The following is a 16,398-nucleotide window of genomic DNA, read 5'->3' as shown; positions in this document are numbered from 1 at the left end:
CCGCCTGCGGCTTTGCCTCGGTGTCGCATTTCTCGAAAAGCTTCCGCGGGCGCTTTGGCACCGCCCCGACCAAGCTGAAACTGGGCATCGGCACGCTGCGCACAAGACGCCGCTGAGCTGGCGCAATCCGGGGGGCTGTCCCCGCGCCTTCGGCAAGGGACGACGGGGCGGGCCGGCGGGGCGGGCAGCCGGGATGGCTGCCCGCTTCGGCGCGGCGGCGCTAGGCCGTGGGGGCGAAGGCCCAGCCCGCGTGATCGAACGGATCGTTGTCGGTGTTGGACGACAAGGCCACCGCCGCGGCGGGCCGGATGGTCCTGCCCTTGGTGGTTTTCTCAAGGCTGACCCAGAGATACTGCTGGTCGATCCCGGTCGAGGTCGACGGGCTGATCCGGTTGTTCAGCGCCACCATGGCCATCGACACGGCCGAGCGGAAGTGCGGTTCCTCCGCCCCGACCGAAGCCACGATCCGTGAGATCGCCGAACAGTCGAGGTGGATGGTCAGGCCGGCGCTGTTGACGCCATAGCCCGCGACACGCCCGCGCGTCGTCTCGTAAAGCAGGGACTGCGCACCGCCGTCCGGCGCGGTGAGGTCGTCGAGGTCGGGCCCGGCGCCGCCTTCGGTCGGGGTGGCCAGCCGGCGCGCGCCCTGCCCGCCGTTGGAGGATTTGCCCCCGCCGCCCTTTTTCCGGCGGTCGAGTTCTGCGGTGGGATGTTGTGCCATGAATACACTCCTTTCAAGGTTCAGTTGCCAAGGTCGGCGGCGATCCTGAGAACGGTCCGGTCGAATGGCGGCGGTTCGCAGGCAGTGGGCGACGGAATGTCGTAGGGGCCTTGCCGGGCGCGGCGCACGGCGGATTCGGACTTGGCGCTTGCGCCCTGGCCGTCCCAGACCAGGCTTGCGGACCAACCGTCCGGGCCGACCGCATCGGCGGCGGCGAACTGCAGCAGGCTGAGCCCGATGAAGACCGACGCCCAGCCCGCGTCGCGGTGCGAGGCGATGGCCTGGCTGAGATCGTCCAGCGGCTCGATCGGTTCGAAGACGTCGATCTGGGCATCGAGAAAGCTGGACGGCTGTGCCTGCCAGTTGCGGAAGAACAGTTCAAGGTCGGCCGTGCAGCGGCGGCCATCCGACGAGACCGGCCGCACCGCCATGTCCCATTCCAGAAGATGCATCGCGGTGTCGGGGCGCAGTATCCCGCGGTTGCGCGTCACCTCCAGCGACAGCTGGGTGATTGCCGGGATGCAAAGGCACCAGTGCGGGGCGTCGTCGCCGGTCATCTGGAAGTCGCGGATCGTGCCTTCGTTCCGCCGCGTGATGACCCGGCGGGTGTCCCAGCCATAAAGCCGCTGCGCGGAATGGCCGGTGACGCAGAGGGTCTCGGCGCGGCCGGCGATCAGGGCGCAGCGGACCTGAAGCGTGTAGTCGGTGGTGATGTCCAGCTTGGTGAACAGGGCGCCGAACACCGCCCCCGCGACCAGCCCCGGAAGCCCCAGGTTCGACCCCGCCGCCGCGCCGGCCAGCACCGCGGCGATCATGCCGCCGGTGCTGTCATGCGCGTCGCATTCGGCGCTGTCGCAATCGACGTTCAGGGCGCCGACGATCTGGAACACGACCTCGCCGGTCGTGGCGTCGCGCCGCGGCTGGCTGGTCGCCAGGTGGAAGCTGGCCAGCTTGTCGGCATCCGTGGCCGAGCAGAGGTCGAAGCCGGACAGGATCGCGGCGAAGCGGTCGCAGTCGTCGGGCACCTCGTCGGGCGCCAGCCGGATCTCGCGGACGAAGGCGCGGCTGGCGGCCTCGGTCGCGGTGATCTCGATGCTGCGCCAGAGCTCGCGGTAACTGATGCCGGCGGCGCGGGCGATGGTGCGGAAGCCCTGGAACGTCGCTTGGTCCCGTCCGGTGCCCGAGGCCGCCGCATGCGCAACCTCGACCACCAGCCGGTCACCCGCGCGGTCCGTCGTGGCCAGCCAGTCGCCCAGCCGGTTCAGGCGGTGGTTGTAGGTCCAGCTGTGCCGGAAGCCCTGCCAGACCGGGAAAGGAGGTTCTGCTGTCGTGTCCATGGCGATCCCCGCCGGTGTCTAGATGATGTGATCGGCGGCGATGCGCAGCGTGGTGGTGTCGCCGTGCAGGCCGGTGGCGCCGCCAAGCAGTTCGGCGATGGTCGCCGAGGCGATCGGCCTGAGCACCGAGGTCGCCCCGTCCAGGGCATTCTCCCACAGCGTCCGTACCGCGACATTGCCCACCGGGGGCCGGTCCTCGCGGTGCCACGAGACCAGGAACGGCTCGCCGTCGATCAGTTCGATGCCCCAGATCAGGTTCTGGAACCGGCCGGCCGAGGCGCAGTTCAGGTAGCTGTCCACCGTGCGGTGCGGCTGGCCGGGCAGGCTTTTGCCGGGCCGGAAGCGCGGCTCGTGCGAATGGCCCAGGATCAGGCGCGTCGGCCTGCCGGCAAACAGCGAGTCGAGTTCCGCGACGATGCGGAATTCGTTCATGTGGCGGAACTTGAACCAGCGCTTGCCGGTCTTGACCTCGTCGCGGATCGCCAGCTCGGGCGAATTGGCGTTGTCGAAGTATTCCCAGGCGATGTTCTTGCCATAGATCGTTTCCCAGCCGCGTTCGCTGTCCAGGCTGCCCAGCGCCACGCCCAGCGCATCGACCAGGAATTGCGCCGCGTCGCCGATCAGTTCGCCGGTCACCGGATCGACCGCGCCGATCAGGGCTTCCAGCGTGGTCTGGTAGTCGGTCGGCTGGTCGGTGACGAGTTCGTTCTGCACCGGCCGGCCGCCGCGGCGCCAGTCGGCGATCGGGTCCTTCGATTCGCGCCAGACGCGGTCGGGCCCCTGATAGGCCCAGGCCCCGCCCTGGGTGAGGGTCTCGCCCAGCTTGGCCGCGTGTTTCGGCGTGCAGGAGCTGTCGAACTGGTGGCCGTGGCAGATGATGTAATCGACATCGCCGGCCCCGCGCAGCAACAGCACGTCGCTGGCCAGCGGCAGGGCGGTGGCGGTCGCGTCACGGACCACGTCCACGAAAGCCTGGCTGCGCATGTCGCGGTCATGGTTGCCGGTGATGCGGAAGTATTTCTTGCGATCGGTGAAATGGGTCTGGATGGTTTGGTAATAGCTGCGGTTGTCGCGCGCGATCCTGGCCAGCTGCGACAGCTTCTTGCTGTTGCGGTAGGCAAGGATCTCGCCCCAGGTCCAGCTTGCGGCATCCTTGATCTCGGCCAGCACCGGCTCGTAGATCAGCAGTTCCTCGATGTCGCCGTTCTCGACCAGGGTGTAATCGGCCACGCCGTAGTATTTGCCGAGGATTTCCAGGTAGAGGTCATAGTTGCTGTCGGCCTCGCCGGACTGGTTCTGGGCCTGGTAGCCGTGCTTGAAGAAGTTCTGCCGGGCGCCGTGATACAGCATGTGGTGATCCGAGAAGACCACGTAGCGGCCCGCGGTCGCCGCGACCTGGGTGGTCAGGAACCCGTCGTCCACGACGACCGTGATCGGCTTGCCAAAGCCGGTGGCCGTCGCCGGAGCGGTGTCGGCCAGCGTCCGGAGCAGGCCGAGCGCGCGGCCGACCTCGGCCTGGGCGTCGGCATGCAGGCCCAACTCGGCCAGGGTGGCCTTGGTGGTCAGCGCCCAGAGGATGCGGAACGCCTCGTCGTCGCCGTCCAGGTGATAGGCTTCCGCCATGTTCAGCGCGCCGCCGCGGGCGGCCAGCATCTTGCCGGAGTTGACGACTTCGTTCCAAAGGTCCTCGGCCAGGTCGGCAAGCCAGATGAACGGATCGAATCCCATGGTGACTGTCCCTGTTCAGGCCGCGGCGATGCCGGACGACGGATCGTCCGATGGCCGGCGGCGAAATGATGCGGGCGCGTGCGGCAGAGACTGCGCGCCGGGCACCCCGGTTTCGGTGAAATGTCTTTTCAGGCCTTGGCGGGCCGGCGGCGGACCGCCCGCTTGGCAAGCCTGCACCAATCGGCGGTTGTAGAGCGTGAACGGGTGTGGGAAAAAAACGTGAATGTAGCCCTCATGGAAACAATTCTGCGGAGAGCACGATGCCCGACGCAAAGGCGGGCGAGCGGTTCAGTCTCAGCGTGCTTGGCCCGCTGGAGATCCGGAAGGGCGACCGGCTGCTGCCGATTCCGGCGCGAAAGGACCGCGCGCTGCTTGGCGTGCTGGCGCTGTCACGGGGGCGCACGGCGTCGCGGGTGCGGCTGGCGGGTCTGTTGTGGGGCGACAGCAGTCAGGCCCGCGCGCGCGACAGCCTGAAGCAGGCGCTGCGGCGGCTGCGGCGGCTGGGCGGCGAGCCTGCCGAGGGGCTGATCGTGACGGACCGGGAATCGGTCGGCCTTGCCCCCATGGTTCAGGTCGATGCCGAGGCGCTGTTTCGCCCGGTCGATGATGCGGCGGCCGCGGCGGTGCTGGCGCTGCGCCGCGGCCCGTTTCTGGACGGCCTTGAGGTTGGCGATGCGGGGTTCCGCGACTGGCTGCTGGCCGAACGCGCGGGTCTGGACCGGGCCTATGCCGAAATCGCCCGCCACCTGATGGGCCGGGCCGAAGCCGCCGGACGCAGCGCCGCCCTGGTGACGCTGGCCCGCCAGCAGCTTTCGGCCGATCCGTGGAACGAAGAGGCCGTCCGCAGCCTGATGCGGGCGCATGTGGCGCGCGGCCAGCGCCGGCTTGCGCTGCAGGTCTTTGAAGAGGCCCGCACCCGCATCGCCAGCGGTCTGGACCTTGAGCCGGAGCCGGAAACCGTCGAACTTGCCCGGCAGATCCGGGACCTGCGTGCCGGCCGGGAAAGCGTCGCCGAGGTCCCGGACGCCGACCTTCGCTCGATCGCCGTGCTGCCCTTTGCGACCATCGGCGGCGACCCGGCCAATGCCTATTTCGCCGACGGGCTGACCGAGGACATCATCACCGATCTCGGCAAGGTCGAGGGCATCCGCGTGGTCGCCCGCAGTGCCGCCTTCGCGCTGAAGGGGCGAAGCCTTGGCGCCGCCGATGCGGCGCGCATCCTGGGCGTCAGCCACGTCTTGCAGGGCAGCGTCCGGCCCGAGGCCGGAGCGGTCCGGGTCACCGCGCGGCTGGTCGCGGCAGAGGCGAGCCAGCAAATCTGGGCCAGCCGGTTCGACCGGCCGATGACCGACATCTTCCTGCTGCAGGACGACCTTGCGCGCAACGTCGTCGCCGCGCTGCGGGGGGCGCTGGCGACGCCGGACTACCTTCCCTCTGGCCGCGGCACGCAGAATGTCGAAGCCTACCGGCTGTACCTCAAGGCGCGGTCCTTCTACCTGCGCGGGCTGGACCGGCACAGCCTGGTCACCGCGCGCCTGCTGCTGATGCAGGCCATCGACCGGGACCCGCGGTATGCCGCGGCCTATGCCCTTCTGGCGACCTGCGAGTTCTACACCTCGATGCGTCTGACGGCCGTGACGCGGGCCGACCCGAGAGCCTGCGCCGAGCTTGCCCGCAAGGCAATCAGCCTTGATCCCGACCTTGCCGAGGCGCGGGCGGCGCTTGGGCTGGCCCATTACGCCGAGGGCCGCTATGCCGAGGCCGAGCGCGAGCTTGCCAGTGCCGGACGGCTGGACGCCGATCTGTTCGAACCGCCGTTCTTTCTGGCCCGCAGTCACCGGCTGCGGGGCGAACGTGCCGAGGCGGCGCGGCTTTACGCCAGGGCGGCGCAGCTTCGCCCCGAGGATTATCGGGCCTGCGGACTGCTGGCCGAGGAGTTGCAGGCGTTGGGGCGGAGCGAAGAGATGCGGGCGGCCCTGGAACAGGCGGCGGCACGGCTGGATGCCGCCGTCGAGCGGCATCCCGACAACACCGATGCCCTGGCCTTCGGTGCCGCCGTGCATGCCGAGTTGGGCAACCTTGACCGGGCCCGCGAATGGTGCCGTTGGGCGCTGGTCATCGGCGACGACGAGAACCTGGTGCAGTTCAACTACAACCTTGCGCGCACCTACGCGCTGCTGGGCGAGGCGGCGGCGGCGCTGGCCCGGCTGGCGCGGTTGGTTGAGGCACCCAGGACCGTGCGCATCCGCCTGGATGCGTGGCTGGCATCGGACCTTGCCTTTGACGCGCTGCGGCGCCAGCCCGGCTTTGCCGCCCTGCTGGACCGGCTTCGCGACACCGGCGGGTAGGGGCGCGGCGGCGACCGATCAGCCCGGCTGGCCGGGCGGGAACGCGGCTTCGGCGGCAAAACCGCGCGTTTGGCCAGGCAAGGGCGAGGTCAGCACAAGCGTGCCGCCGGCACGATCCAGGATGGCGCGGGCAATGGCCAGGCCAAGACCTGCGCCGTCGCAGACCGTGCCGGGCGCGCGTTCGAAGCGGCCTGCAAGGCGGGACAGGACCTCGGGGGGGACCGGCGCGCAGTCGTTTTCCACCCGCAGCAGCCCCGAACCGCGCAGGGCAACCCGCACCGGCGCCTGGCCGCTGCCGTGATGCAGCGCATTGGCGATCAGGTTGCGGGCAAGGATGCCGAACAGGTCGGGATCGAGGTCCGAAAGCAACGGCGCCTCGGGCAGGTCGAGATCGACCCCTGCCCCGCCCGCCCCGCCGGCCAGCCGGGCCGCATCCTGCGCCACAAGGCGCAGCACCGGGCGCAGGTCCTGTGCGGCGTCGCGGCGCAATTTGCCACCCTCGGCGCGGGCCAGGCTCATCAGCCCCTCGGACAGCCGGGTGAGGCGCTTCAGCACGGTTTCGATCTCGGTCGCACGGGCGGCGATGGCCGGCTCTGTGGTCTCGACCCGCAACCGTTGCACCTGGGCGATGGCGCCGGCCAGCGGCGTGCGCAATTCGTGCGCGGCATTGGCGGCAAAGCTGCGTTCGGCCTGGAAGGCGGCATCGAGGCGGTCGAGCAGGGCGTTCAGCGTCTGGGCCAGCGGCTGCACCTCGGCGGGCAGGTCGCCGGTGGCGACCGGCGCCAGGTCGGCCGCCCCGCGTTTCGCCAGCCGCGCCCGGAACCGGCGCAGCGGCGCAAAGCCAAGCCGCATCAGCCCGGCGATGCCCAAGAGCGACAGCGGCAGCACCAGGGCCAGCGGGGCCAGCAGCCCCATCTGCACCTCGAACGCCATGCGCTTGCGATGCACCAGCGGCTCGGCCACCGAAATGGTCACGCTGCCGCGCAGCGCCTCGTCATTGTAAAGCCGCAGGTCGGCGGTGGTGTGGAAACCGGGGCCGTCGTAGGCCGGAAAGTCCGCCGGGTCGGCCTGGTGCGACAGCATCAGCACCTGGCCCTTGGCGTCGCGCACCACGTAGATCAGCACCTCGTCATGGGCACGCACGGCGGGCACGGTCTGGGTGCCGGTGACCATGTCATCGCGATCGAGGATCTCGCTGACCGCGAAAGGCAGGATGCGCTGCGCCGTCTCTTGCAGCGAGGCATCGAAGACCTGGTCCATCTTGTGGCGCAGCCGGTCGGCGGTCAGCACCGCCCCGGCGGCCCAGAGCACCGTCACCAGTGCCCCGACCGCGACCCCAAGCCGCCATTGCAGCGACCACGGCGGCTTTGGGCGCGGCCCGCTCATCCGCGCACCAGCCGGTAGCCAAGGCCGCGCTCGGTCTCGATCACCGCGGCCCCCAGCTTCTTGCGCAGGCGGCTGACGTGAACCTCAAGCGTGTTCGACCCGATCTCGTCGTCAAACGAATAGAGCCGCTCTTCGAGGTCGCGTTTGGGGAACAGCTGGCCGGGCCGGCTGAGCAGCAGTTCGAACAGCGCCCATTCGCGCGCCGTCAGCGGCACTGTCCGGCCCGCCCGCCGCAGCAGCCGCGCGGCAAGGTCGATCTCGAGTTCGCCCAGCGTCACCATCGGGTTGGGGTTGCCGGTGTAGCGCCGCGCGACCGAGCCGATGCGGGCGGTCAGCTCGGCCAGATCGAAGGGCTTGACCAGGTAATCGTCGGCGCCGGCGTTCAGCCCTTCGATCCGGTCGGACACCTGGTCCAGCGCGGTCAGGATGATGACCGGCGTCACGCTGCCGCGCGCGCGCAGGGCCCGCAGGAAGGTGAGGCCGCGGCCGTCGGGCAGCATCAGGTCCAGCAGCACCAGGTCATGCACGGTGCCCGCGATCGCCTCGGTCGCGAGGTCGAGCCGGGTCACCCAGTCGGCCGAATGGCCATCGGCCACGACCTGGTCGCGCACCGCGGCGCCCAGCACGGCGTCGTCTTCCACGATCAGGATGCGCATTCGGTTCTCCGCAGGTCACCGCCACACCGTATCGCGCCCGAAGCTGACGGCAAGCTGAAGCAGGTTTGCAGGCTGCTTCAGGTTGACGTCAGATTCAGGGTGCAGAGAGAGGTCAACCGGATCGGAGGACACCATGACGGATTCGTTCCGACTGCCGTTCGTGCTGGCCGCGCTGGTGGCGCTGGCCCAGGCGCCGGCGGCGCAGGCCCATGAGGCGCATTGCACCGTGCCGATGGCCGAGTGGCAGCCGCGCGAGGCGGTGCAGGCGCTGGCCGACCAGAAGGGCCTGACGGTGCGGCGCATCAAGATCGACGATGGCTGCTACGAGGTCGATGCCGTCGATGCCTCCGGCCAGCGGGTGCGGCTGCGGCTGGACCCCGCAACGCTTGCGGTGCTGCGGTCGGGCCACGGTCGCCATGGGGATGACGACGACGACGAGGACGACGAGGGGTCCGAGGACCAGGACGACTGACAGAAGGCCTTCCGGTCAAGGGCGCAGCGACGACGCCCGGGACACACCGCGCCTGTTTCACCCCTGCAACCGCCCATCCCGAAGGCTTGCTGCAAGCGCCGGGACCGGGAACCGATTGGCCAACCCACAGAAAAGGGAAACGAGATGAAACCTGCCTTTCCGCTTGTTGCGCTTGCCGCCGCGCTGTCGACCTCGGTTTTCGGCGTGTTGACCGCCGCACCCATCGACGCGCCGCTGCAGGCCAGGGCCGCCGCGGCGGCCGAAGCGGCGCAATCCGCGCCGTTCATCCTGCTGGCCGATGGTCACGATGATGATGATGACGACGAGTCCTGGGGCTTTGGCGGCTGGGGCCATCGCGGCGGCCACGATGATGACGACGACGATGACGATGACGACGATGATGATGACGACGACGACGACGGCCGCGCGGGTGCCACCGTCTGCCCGGCCGGCCAGACCGGCTGCGGTCGGGCTGCAAGCCCTGCCCCCGCCGGCACGGTCGAGCCGCCCGCGAACGGGCTGTTCACGCCGGGCGCCAAGCCCCAAGTGCAACTGAACTGAACCGGAGATTCCGATGAAACTGCTCAACGCGACGCTGGCCCTGACCACCGCCCTGACCGCGCCGGGACTGGCGCTGGCCACGCCGGTCACCTTCACCACCCAGATGAATTCCTATGGCGGAGACGGCGCCTACCTGGCCTTCTACGTCACCGATGCCGCCGGCGCCTATGCCGGCAGCCTGTGGATGGCGGGGGGCAAGGCCAAGTATTACAAGCACCTTCCCGGCTGGTATGCCGCGACCGGCGGCGATGTCGGCCAGGTGGACGGCATCACCGGCGCCTCGGTCGGTGCGGGCCGGTCGCTGTCGATCACACTGGACCTGCAGGACGCCTTGTTCGACGCGGGCTATGTGCTGCACGTCGATGCCTCGGTCGAGGACATGTCCGACAGCGCCGACGACGTGGTCATCCCGCTCACCTCGGCCACGATTGGCCAGGCGGTCGTCGGGCGGCGCTACGTCCAGAGCGTGACCGTTTCCAAGTAAACCGGAGGGCCTTGCCCGTGCTGCGATCGATTCACCGCTGGCCCGGCCTTGCCGCCGCGCTGCTTGTTCTGGTGCTGGCCCTGGGCGGTGCGGCGCTGTCGGTCTATCCCGCGCTGGAACGGCTGGGCACGCCGCAGGCCGAGGGCACGCTGTCGGTGGCAGAGCTTGCATCACGGGTGGCGGCGGCACATCCCGGGCTGGAACAGATCCGCCGCGCGCCTTCGGGGCGCGTGGTGGCCTGGTGGTTCGACGCCGGCAAGCCCGGCGCTGCGGTGATCGACCCGGCGACCGGCGCCGATCTGGGCAGCCCCGACCCGCTGCCCGGCCTGCGCTGGCTGACCGATCTGCACCGGACCCTGTTTCTGGGCGACAGCGGCCGGCTGGTCACCGCGGCAGGCGCGGCCGCGATGCTGGTGCTGGCGCTGTCGGGCGCCGTGCTGGTGGCCCGCCGCATGGGGGGCTGGCGGCGCTGGTTCGACCGCACGCGCGGGCCTTTCGCGGGGCGGCTGCACGTGGATCTTGCGCGCTATGCGGTCGGCGGGCTGGTGCTGTCATCGGCCACCGCACTGTGGCTGACGGCTTCGGTCTTCTCGCTGTTGCCCGACGAGCCGCCGGAACCGGCCCCCGCCACGGCCACCGCCGGCCTGCCGCGGATGGAGCTGGCGCAGATCGAGCTTCTGTCTGGCACCCCGGCGAGCGCGCTGAAGGAGTTGTCCTTCCCCTCGCCGGACGATCCGGCGGACACCTATACCCTGACCACCGACGGCGGCACGGCGCTGATCGACCCGGGCACCGGCGAGATGCTGTCCTTTGTGACCCCGGGCGGCTGGGAACGCGCCACCGAGATCGTGATGATGCTGCACACCGGGCAGGGTGCGGCGGCGCTGGGCCTGTTGCTGGGCCTGATGTCGCTGTCGGTTCCGGCGCTGGGCATCACCGGACTGGTGCAATGGCTGGCCGCGCGCCGTCAGGGCCTGCGCATCCGCGGCAATGCCGCCCCGGGGCAGGCGGAAACGGTGGTCCTGGTCGCCTCGGAGGGGGGCACGACCTGGGGCTTCGCGCGCACCCTGCACCAGGGCCTGACCGCGGCGGGGCACAGCGTGCATGTCGGCGCGCTGACCGCCTTCGATCCGGCCCGCTATGGCCAGGCCCGTCGTTTTCTGATCCTGGCCGCGACCTATGGCGACGGTGAGGCGCCGATCGCCGCGCGCGGCGTGCTGGACGGGCTGCGCCGGCTGCCGGCGCCGCCCTTGGCCCCGGTGGCCGTGCTGGGTTTCGGGGACCGCTCTTTCCCGGACTTCTGCGGGTTTTCCCGCGCGCTGGCCGATACCGCACGCGCCATCGGCTGGGCGGACCTGATGCCGATGGCGACGGTCGATCGCCAGTCGGTGCAGGATTTCGCCCGCTGGAGCCGCGACCTGGGCACGGTTCTGGGGGTCGCGCTTGAGTTGTCGCATCTGCCCGAGCGCCCGCAGACCCAGGGCCTGCGGCTGATCTCGCGCCGCGACTACGGGGCCGAGGTGCAGGCGCCGACCGCCATCCTGCGCTTTGCCCTGCCCCGACAGGGCCTTTGGCAGCGCCTGACCGGACAGGGCTTTGCCCGGTTCGAGGCGGGCGACCTGTTGGGCATCCTGCCCGAAGGGTCGGACGTGCCGCGGTTCTACTCGCTGGCCTCGGCCGCGGGCGACGGTTTTGTCGAGATCTGCGTGCGGCATCATCCGGGCGGGCTGTGCTCTGGGATGCTGACCGGGCTTGCGGTGGGCGGCGTCGTGCAGGCCTTCCTGCGCCGCAATCCCGATTTCCGCCCTGCGCGGGGCAGCGCGCCGGTGATCCTGATCGGCGCGGGCACCGGGGTCGGGCCGCTGGCGGGCTTTATCCGCGCCAATCGGCGCGGCCGGCCGATGCACCTGTATTTCGGCGCCCGCAGCCCGCAAAGCGACCTGCTGTACGGGGCCGACCTTGCGCATTGGCAGCGCGACGGGCGGCTGTCCCGGCTGACCACCGCCTTCTCGCGCCACGGCGCCCGGCACTATGTGCAGGACGAGTTGCGCGCCGATGCCGCGCAGTTGGCCCGGCTGATCGCGGCCGGCGCGCAGGTGATGGTCTGCGGCGGGCGCGAGATGGCGGCCTCGGTCCGCGAGGCGCTGGCCGAAATCCTCTCTGGCGTCGGGCAAAGCCCGGCCAGTCTGAAGGCCGAGGGACGCTATGCCGAAGACGTCTACTGAGCTTTTCCGCCACAGCCTGAACGGCCCGACGATGGGCACGCGCTGGTCGGTGGTGGTTTACACGCCGCGGGGTTTCGACCTTGCGGCGCTGCGCGCCGCGCTGCAGTCCGCCGTGGACGAGGTCGATGCGCAGATGTCGACCTGGAAGCCGGACAGCGACCTGATGCGGTTGAACGCAGCGCCGGTGGCGGAATGGGTGGCGCTGCCCGAACCTCTGATGACGGTGCTGGCGACGGCGCTGGACCTGGGGCGCGCCAGCGGTGGGGCCTTCGAGATTGCCATGGGCGATGCGGTGCGGGCCTGGGGCTTCGGTCCGCTGCCCGCCGACGCCCGGGCGATTGCCGCCGCGATGGCGCGGCAGCGGCAGCCCAGCCACCTGACGCTGGAGCTTGACCAGGCCGGCGGCCGCGCCCGCAAGCATGTCGAGATGACGCTGGACCTGTGCGGCATTGCCAAGGGCCATGGCGTGGACCGGCTGATCGAGGTGGTGCAGGCCCGCGGCCTGGCGCATGCGCTGGCATCCATCGACGGTGAGGTGCGCGCGCTGGGTGGCCAGCCGGACGGTCGGGGCTGGTCGGTCGCGCTGGAACGCCCCGACCCCGCGGCCCGCGCGATCCATTCGATGTTCGAGGTGCGCGACATCGCGATCGCCACCTCGGGCGACTACCGGCACTGGGTCAACCTCGGCGGGCGGCGGCTGTCGCACACCATGGACCCGGCCCGCGGCGCACCGCTGATCGGGGGACCGGCCTCGGTCACGGTGCTGGCCGGGCGCTGCATCGAGGCCGATGCGCTGGCCAGCGCCTGCATGGTTCTGGGCGAGGCGCAGGGCCGTGCCCTGGCGGCCCGGCGCGGAGCCGAGGTCGTGTATCTGACCGAGGACGATCGCCGCGGCCCGCCCGCCTGACCCGAGCCATGCCGCGGCGCCGTCAGCGCGTGAGGCTGGCGTAAAGCTGCGGCAGGCGTTCGGGCAGGCGGTCCACCCGGTCCAGCACCTGCACGTTGCGCGGGCCGAAGATGCGTTGCGCATAGGCATCGGCGCCGGGGTCCAGCGTCAGGCAGAACGGGATGACGCCCTGCCGCCGGGCGGCGTCCACCGCGGCGCGGGCATCGGCGCGCAGGTAGAACGGATCGCGCACGTCGATGTCGGCGGGGGCGCCATCGGTGAGGACCAGGAGCAGCTTGCGCGCCGCCTTGATGCGCGCCAGGTGCGCCGTGGCGTGGCGAAGGGCTGTGCCCATGCGGGTGGACAGCTTGCCCTCGGCCCCCATGATGCGGGCCTTGGCGGCCGGCCCCCAGGGCTGGTCGAAATCCTTGATCCGGCTGTAGAACACGTTGGACCGGCCGTCCGAGCAGAAGCCGTGCAGGGCAAAGCGGTCGCCGACGCGGTGGATCGCGTCCGCCAGCATCAGGCAGGCGGTCTGGGTCAGGGACAGCACCGTCTGGCCGCCCGCCGCGGGGTCGTTGGTGGATTCCGACAGGTCCAGCAGGACCAGCACGGCGGTGTCGCGGGTCTTGCGCAGGACGCGCATCATCACGCGGGGATCGGGCTGTCGGCGCAGGCGGGTGTCGATGGCGGCCGAGACGGCGGCGTTCAGGTCCAGCTCGTCGCCGTCCTCCAGCTTGCGGATGCGGATGGCGCCTTGCGGGCGCATGGCATCCAGAAGGTGGCGCAGTCGGTCGGTCACCTTGCGGTTGGCGGCGAGGATGGCGTCGGCCTGCGCGGGGTCTCCGGCGCGGGCGCGAACCTCGCGCAGGGTCGCCCAGGCGGGGCGCAGCATCTGGATGGTGTGGTCGAATTCCTCGTACAGCACCGGCGGGCTGACCGGGGGCTTGCCCTCGCGCGCATTGAAACTGTGGCCGTCGTCGTCGAAGAGTTCCGCCGCCTGCACCCAGATTTCCTGCGCGTCGTCGCCGGCGGTTTCCACCTCGACCTCGTTCACCATGTCGAGGACCGAGACATACTTGCGGACCTGCGCCGGGGCGGCGGCCGAGGACTGCGACCAGTCGATTTCCTCGTACTCCCACAGCACGCGGTTGTCGCAGTGGTAGGGGCAGGAGGGCACGTCGCGGTGCGGCGAATACGGCAGGTCGCGCAGGCGGGCGGCCAGGGCCAGGCCAAGGGCGCGGGCTTCGGCCGGGTTGGACAGGTTCAGCGCCGCAAAGGAGTGCAGCGTCCAGCGGGAAAGGTCTTCCTCGGCGGTGCCGGTCAGCAGGGCGCGGGCGATGCGGTCGAAGGCGCCGGCGGTGCCGGGGACAGTTTCGGTATGGAAGCGCGCCCAGAGCTGGCGCAGGTTGGGGAAGCGGGCGATGGCCAGGGCCTCGGCCCGGGCGTCCTCGATCAGGCCGATGGCCTGCATCTGCAGGGCGTTGAGGCCCTCGGCCAGGATCGGCGCCTGCAGCGCGGCAAGGTGGGCGGCCAGATGCGCGGCCTGCGCGCGGTAGAGGTCCAGCCCCGGCGCGCCCTGCCAGTCGTCCAGTGCATCGGGCAGGTGCAGCAGGAAGCCTTCGACATAAGGCCGCAGCCCGGCGCGGGATTCGAAATCGCCGGCGGTGGGGACCAGCATGAAATCGCGGCCCCAGAGCGCGCGCAGATACATCGCCAGCCGGCGCTGGACATCGACCAGCAGCGTGCCCTTGCGTTCGGCCTGCAGGACGGACCGCGATGCCTCGGAGGTCAGCGAGAAATAGGCGTCCAGCGAAGGGTAGTCGGTGCGGTGCGCCTCGATCCCCCAGTCGGCCCAGCGGCGCAACCCGCCCAGGGTAAGGACGTCCAGCAGGTCGGACAGATGGTCGAGCATCGGCCGCAGCGCGCGGGGCGCGCGCGACAGGACGTGTTCCAGGAACCGCAGGTAGGAGAGATACACGGCCGGGTCGCCCAGGCGGCGGGCGGCCAGGGGGGCGGTGTCGAGGATGCGCTCGATCACCGCGCCGGAGGTGCGCGAGGCGAAGCCCAGGCAGGCGGTGGCGGTCTCGGCCAGCACGTCCTCGCCCAGGTCGCGGGCGACGGGGGGCATGGCGGCGATCCAGGCCCGCAGCACGCCTTCGCCGCGGCCCATCTGGTGCAGCGCATCGACGCCGCGCAGCCAGGTGTCCAGACCGCGCGGCGACAGCTTGCGCCGCGCGTCGGGCAGTTCGGCGGCCAGCGCCGCGCGGGCAGCGGGGGGCAGACGGTTCAGCCCCTCGTGCTCGGGCGGCAGGCCGTCCAGCGGGTCAGAAGAAGGTGGCGACGGCGGCATCGAGGGCATCGCGCATGTCCGCGTCATCGGTGATGGGCCGGGTGATCGCCATGGTGCAGGCGGGAACGGGGGCCACGCCCTGGGCGATCAGCTTGCCGGCGTGGATCAGCATCCGGGTGGAGACGCCTTCATCCAGCCCGTGGCCTTTCAGGTTGCGGGCACGGGCGCCGATCTCGACCAGCTTTGCGGCGGTGGCGGGGTCCACGCCGGCCTCATGCGCGACGATCTCGGTTTCCACCGTCGCTTCGGGCCAGGTGAAATCCAGCGCGCCGAAGCGCTGCTTGGTGGATTGCTTGAGGTCCTTCATCAGCGACTGGTAGCCGGGGTTGTAGCTGATGACGAGGTGGAAATCCGGGTGCGCGCGCAAGAGCTCGCCCTTCTTTTCCAGCGGCAGCACGCGGCGGTTGTCGGTGAGGGGGTGGATCACCACGGTGGTGTCCTGCCGGGCCTCGACGACTTCGTCGAGATAGCAGATCGCGCCGTGGCGGGCGGCGAAGGTCAGGGGGCCGTCCTGCCAGCGGGTGCCGTCGGCATCCAGAAGGAAGCGGCCGACGAGGTCGGAGGCGGTCATGTCCTCGTTGCAGGCCACGGTGACGAGGGGGCGGCCGAGGCGCCAGGCCATGTGTTCGACGAAGCGGGTCTTGCCGCAGCCGGTGGGGCCTTTCAGCATCACCGGCATGCGGGCGGCATAGGCGGCCTGGTAAAGGGCAATCTCGTCGGCGACCGGACGATACCAGGGCTCGGCGGCGATGCGGTGGTCTTCGATGGTGTCCTTCATGCCTTGCTCCTTCGGAAGGCCCGCCCTGTGCGGGCGGGCCGGTGCGGTTCAGACCGGCTTGCCGCGGAAGATCACCATGTTGGCGCCCTGGCTCTGGGTGAAGTTGTCGTAGCCCAGGAGGCGGACGTGGTGGTCGGGGTTGGCCTCGTGGCAGGCCTTCAGCTCGGCCAGGATGGCGTCGACGTCGGTCTCGCCGAACATCGGCAGCTTCCACATGTACCAGTAGTTCGACTTGGCGAATTTCGGCTCGGTGTGTTCGATGGCCGGGTTCCAGCCGTGCTTGACGATCCATTCCACCTGCTTGCGGATCTGGGCGTCATCCATCGGCGGCAGGTAGGAGAAGGTGCCCATCTTGCGGCTGGCGGGGTCGGAAAGGCGCGAGGCGTAGTCCTGGACGGTGCTCATGGCGTTGTTCCTTTGTGGCTGGCCGGGGCCGGGGGCGCTGCCCCCGGACCCCCGGGGT

14 protein-coding genes and 1 pseudogene are annotated in these 16,398 nt (G+C 70.5%); 7 read left to right on the top strand and 8 right to left on the bottom strand.

Annotation, left to right across the window (positions count from 1 at the left end; all coding sequences use genetic code 11):
* Nucleotides 1-2: 2 nt before the first annotated feature.
* A pseudogene (locus LHP98_RS19680) lies at nucleotides 3-116 on the top strand (hypothetical protein); the annotation flags it as partial.
* Between the two features lie 104 nt (nucleotides 117-220).
* Here the strand turns inward: LHP98_RS19680 and LHP98_RS00585 are convergent.
* From LHP98_RS00585 to LHP98_RS00575, 3 genes are read right to left on the bottom strand one after another with little or no spacing between them, the layout of a single operon-like run.
* Nucleotides 221-721: a hypothetical protein gene (locus tag LHP98_RS00585; protein ID WP_227250561.1), complete on the bottom strand. Its 501-nt coding sequence runs from the start codon at nucleotides 719-721 to the stop codon at nucleotides 221-223.
* Between the two features lie 20 nt (nucleotides 722-741).
* Nucleotides 742-2,058 carry a hypothetical protein gene (locus LHP98_RS00580; RefSeq protein ID WP_227250560.1) on the bottom strand — a complete coding sequence of 439 codons (1,317 nt, stop codon included), beginning with the start codon at nucleotides 2,056-2,058 and terminating at the stop codon, nucleotides 742-744.
* Between the two features lie 18 nt (nucleotides 2,059-2,076).
* Nucleotides 2,077-3,786 (bottom strand): hypothetical protein, encoded by a 1,710-nt coding sequence (locus LHP98_RS00575; RefSeq protein WP_227250559.1) that lies wholly within the window; start codon nucleotides 3,784-3,786, stop codon nucleotides 2,077-2,079.
* A gap of 260 nt (nucleotides 3,787-4,046) precedes the next feature.
* Between LHP98_RS00575 and LHP98_RS00570 the strand changes: the two genes are divergently transcribed.
* Nucleotides 4,047-6,134 carry a BTAD domain-containing putative transcriptional regulator gene (locus LHP98_RS00570; RefSeq protein WP_227250558.1) on the top strand — a complete coding sequence of 696 codons (2,088 nt, stop codon included), beginning with the start codon at nucleotides 4,047-4,049 and terminating at the stop codon, nucleotides 6,132-6,134.
* 18 nt (nucleotides 6,135-6,152) lie between these two features.
* Here LHP98_RS00570 and LHP98_RS00565 read toward each other — a convergent pair whose 3' ends face one another.
* On the bottom strand, nucleotides 6,153-7,520 hold the full coding sequence (locus LHP98_RS00565) for an ATP-binding protein (RefSeq protein ID WP_227250557.1): 1,368 nt from the start codon (nucleotides 7,518-7,520) through the stop codon (nucleotides 6,153-6,155).
* Nucleotides 7,517-8,176, bottom strand: a complete 660-nt coding sequence (locus LHP98_RS00560; RefSeq protein WP_227250556.1) for a response regulator transcription factor — start codon at nucleotides 8,174-8,176, stop codon at nucleotides 7,517-7,519. Before LHP98_RS00560 ends, LHP98_RS00565 begins: the two co-directional genes overlap by 4 nt.
* 133 nt (nucleotides 8,177-8,309) lie before the next feature.
* Between LHP98_RS00560 and LHP98_RS00555 the strand changes: the two genes are divergently transcribed.
* From LHP98_RS00555 to LHP98_RS00535, 5 genes are all read left to right on the top strand, one after another.
* Nucleotides 8,310-8,648, top strand: a complete 339-nt coding sequence (locus LHP98_RS00555) for a PepSY domain-containing protein (protein ID WP_227250555.1) — start codon at nucleotides 8,310-8,312, stop codon at nucleotides 8,646-8,648.
* Nucleotides 8,649-8,792: 144 nt separating this feature from the next.
* Nucleotides 8,793-9,209: a hypothetical protein gene (locus LHP98_RS00550; protein WP_227250554.1), complete on the top strand. Its 417-nt coding sequence runs from the start codon at nucleotides 8,793-8,795 to the stop codon at nucleotides 9,207-9,209.
* A gap of 13 nt (nucleotides 9,210-9,222) precedes the next feature.
* Nucleotides 9,223-9,693 carry a DUF2271 domain-containing protein gene (locus LHP98_RS00545; RefSeq protein ID WP_227250553.1) on the top strand — a complete coding sequence of 157 codons (471 nt, stop codon included), beginning with the start codon at nucleotides 9,223-9,225 and terminating at the stop codon, nucleotides 9,691-9,693.
* Nucleotides 9,694-9,710: 17 nt separating this feature from the next.
* The gene (locus tag LHP98_RS00540) at nucleotides 9,711-11,918 is read left to right on the top strand and encodes a PepSY domain-containing protein (protein ID WP_227250552.1); all 2,208 of its coding nucleotides are present in this window, start codon (nucleotides 9,711-9,713) and stop codon (nucleotides 11,916-11,918) included.
* Nucleotides 11,899-12,825, top strand: a complete 927-nt coding sequence (locus LHP98_RS00535) for an FAD:protein FMN transferase (protein ID WP_227250551.1) — start codon at nucleotides 11,899-11,901, stop codon at nucleotides 12,823-12,825. Before LHP98_RS00540 ends, LHP98_RS00535 begins: the two co-directional genes overlap by 20 nt.
* Nucleotides 12,826-12,847: 22 nt before the next feature.
* Here the strand turns inward: LHP98_RS00535 and LHP98_RS00530 are convergent, their stop codons facing one another.
* From LHP98_RS00530 to LHP98_RS00520, 3 genes are read right to left on the bottom strand one after another with little or no spacing between them, the layout of a single operon-like run.
* Complete coding sequence (locus LHP98_RS00530) at nucleotides 12,848-15,166, bottom strand: nitric oxide reductase activation protein NorD (RefSeq protein ID WP_227250550.1); 2,319 nt, start codon at nucleotides 15,164-15,166, stop codon at nucleotides 12,848-12,850.
* On the bottom strand, nucleotides 15,132-15,935 hold the full coding sequence (locus LHP98_RS00525) for a CbbQ/NirQ/NorQ/GpvN family protein (RefSeq protein WP_227250549.1): 804 nt from the start codon (nucleotides 15,933-15,935) through the stop codon (nucleotides 15,132-15,134). The genes LHP98_RS00530 and LHP98_RS00525 overlap by 35 nt, the downstream gene beginning before the upstream one ends.
* 48 nt (nucleotides 15,936-15,983) lie before the next feature.
* On the bottom strand, nucleotides 15,984-16,340 hold the full coding sequence (locus tag LHP98_RS00520) for a ribulose bisphosphate carboxylase small subunit (protein WP_227250548.1): 357 nt from the start codon (nucleotides 16,338-16,340) through the stop codon (nucleotides 15,984-15,986).
* Between the last annotated feature and the right edge of the window lie 58 nt (nucleotides 16,341-16,398).

The sequence above is a fragment of the Rhodobacter sp. Har01 genome (assembly GCF_020564565.1).
Lineage (GTDB): Bacteria > Pseudomonadota > Alphaproteobacteria > Rhodobacterales > Rhodobacteraceae > Pseudogemmobacter.
Note: the sequence above shows the minus strand (reverse complement) of the source record. Positions and strands in the feature narration are given on the sequence as shown.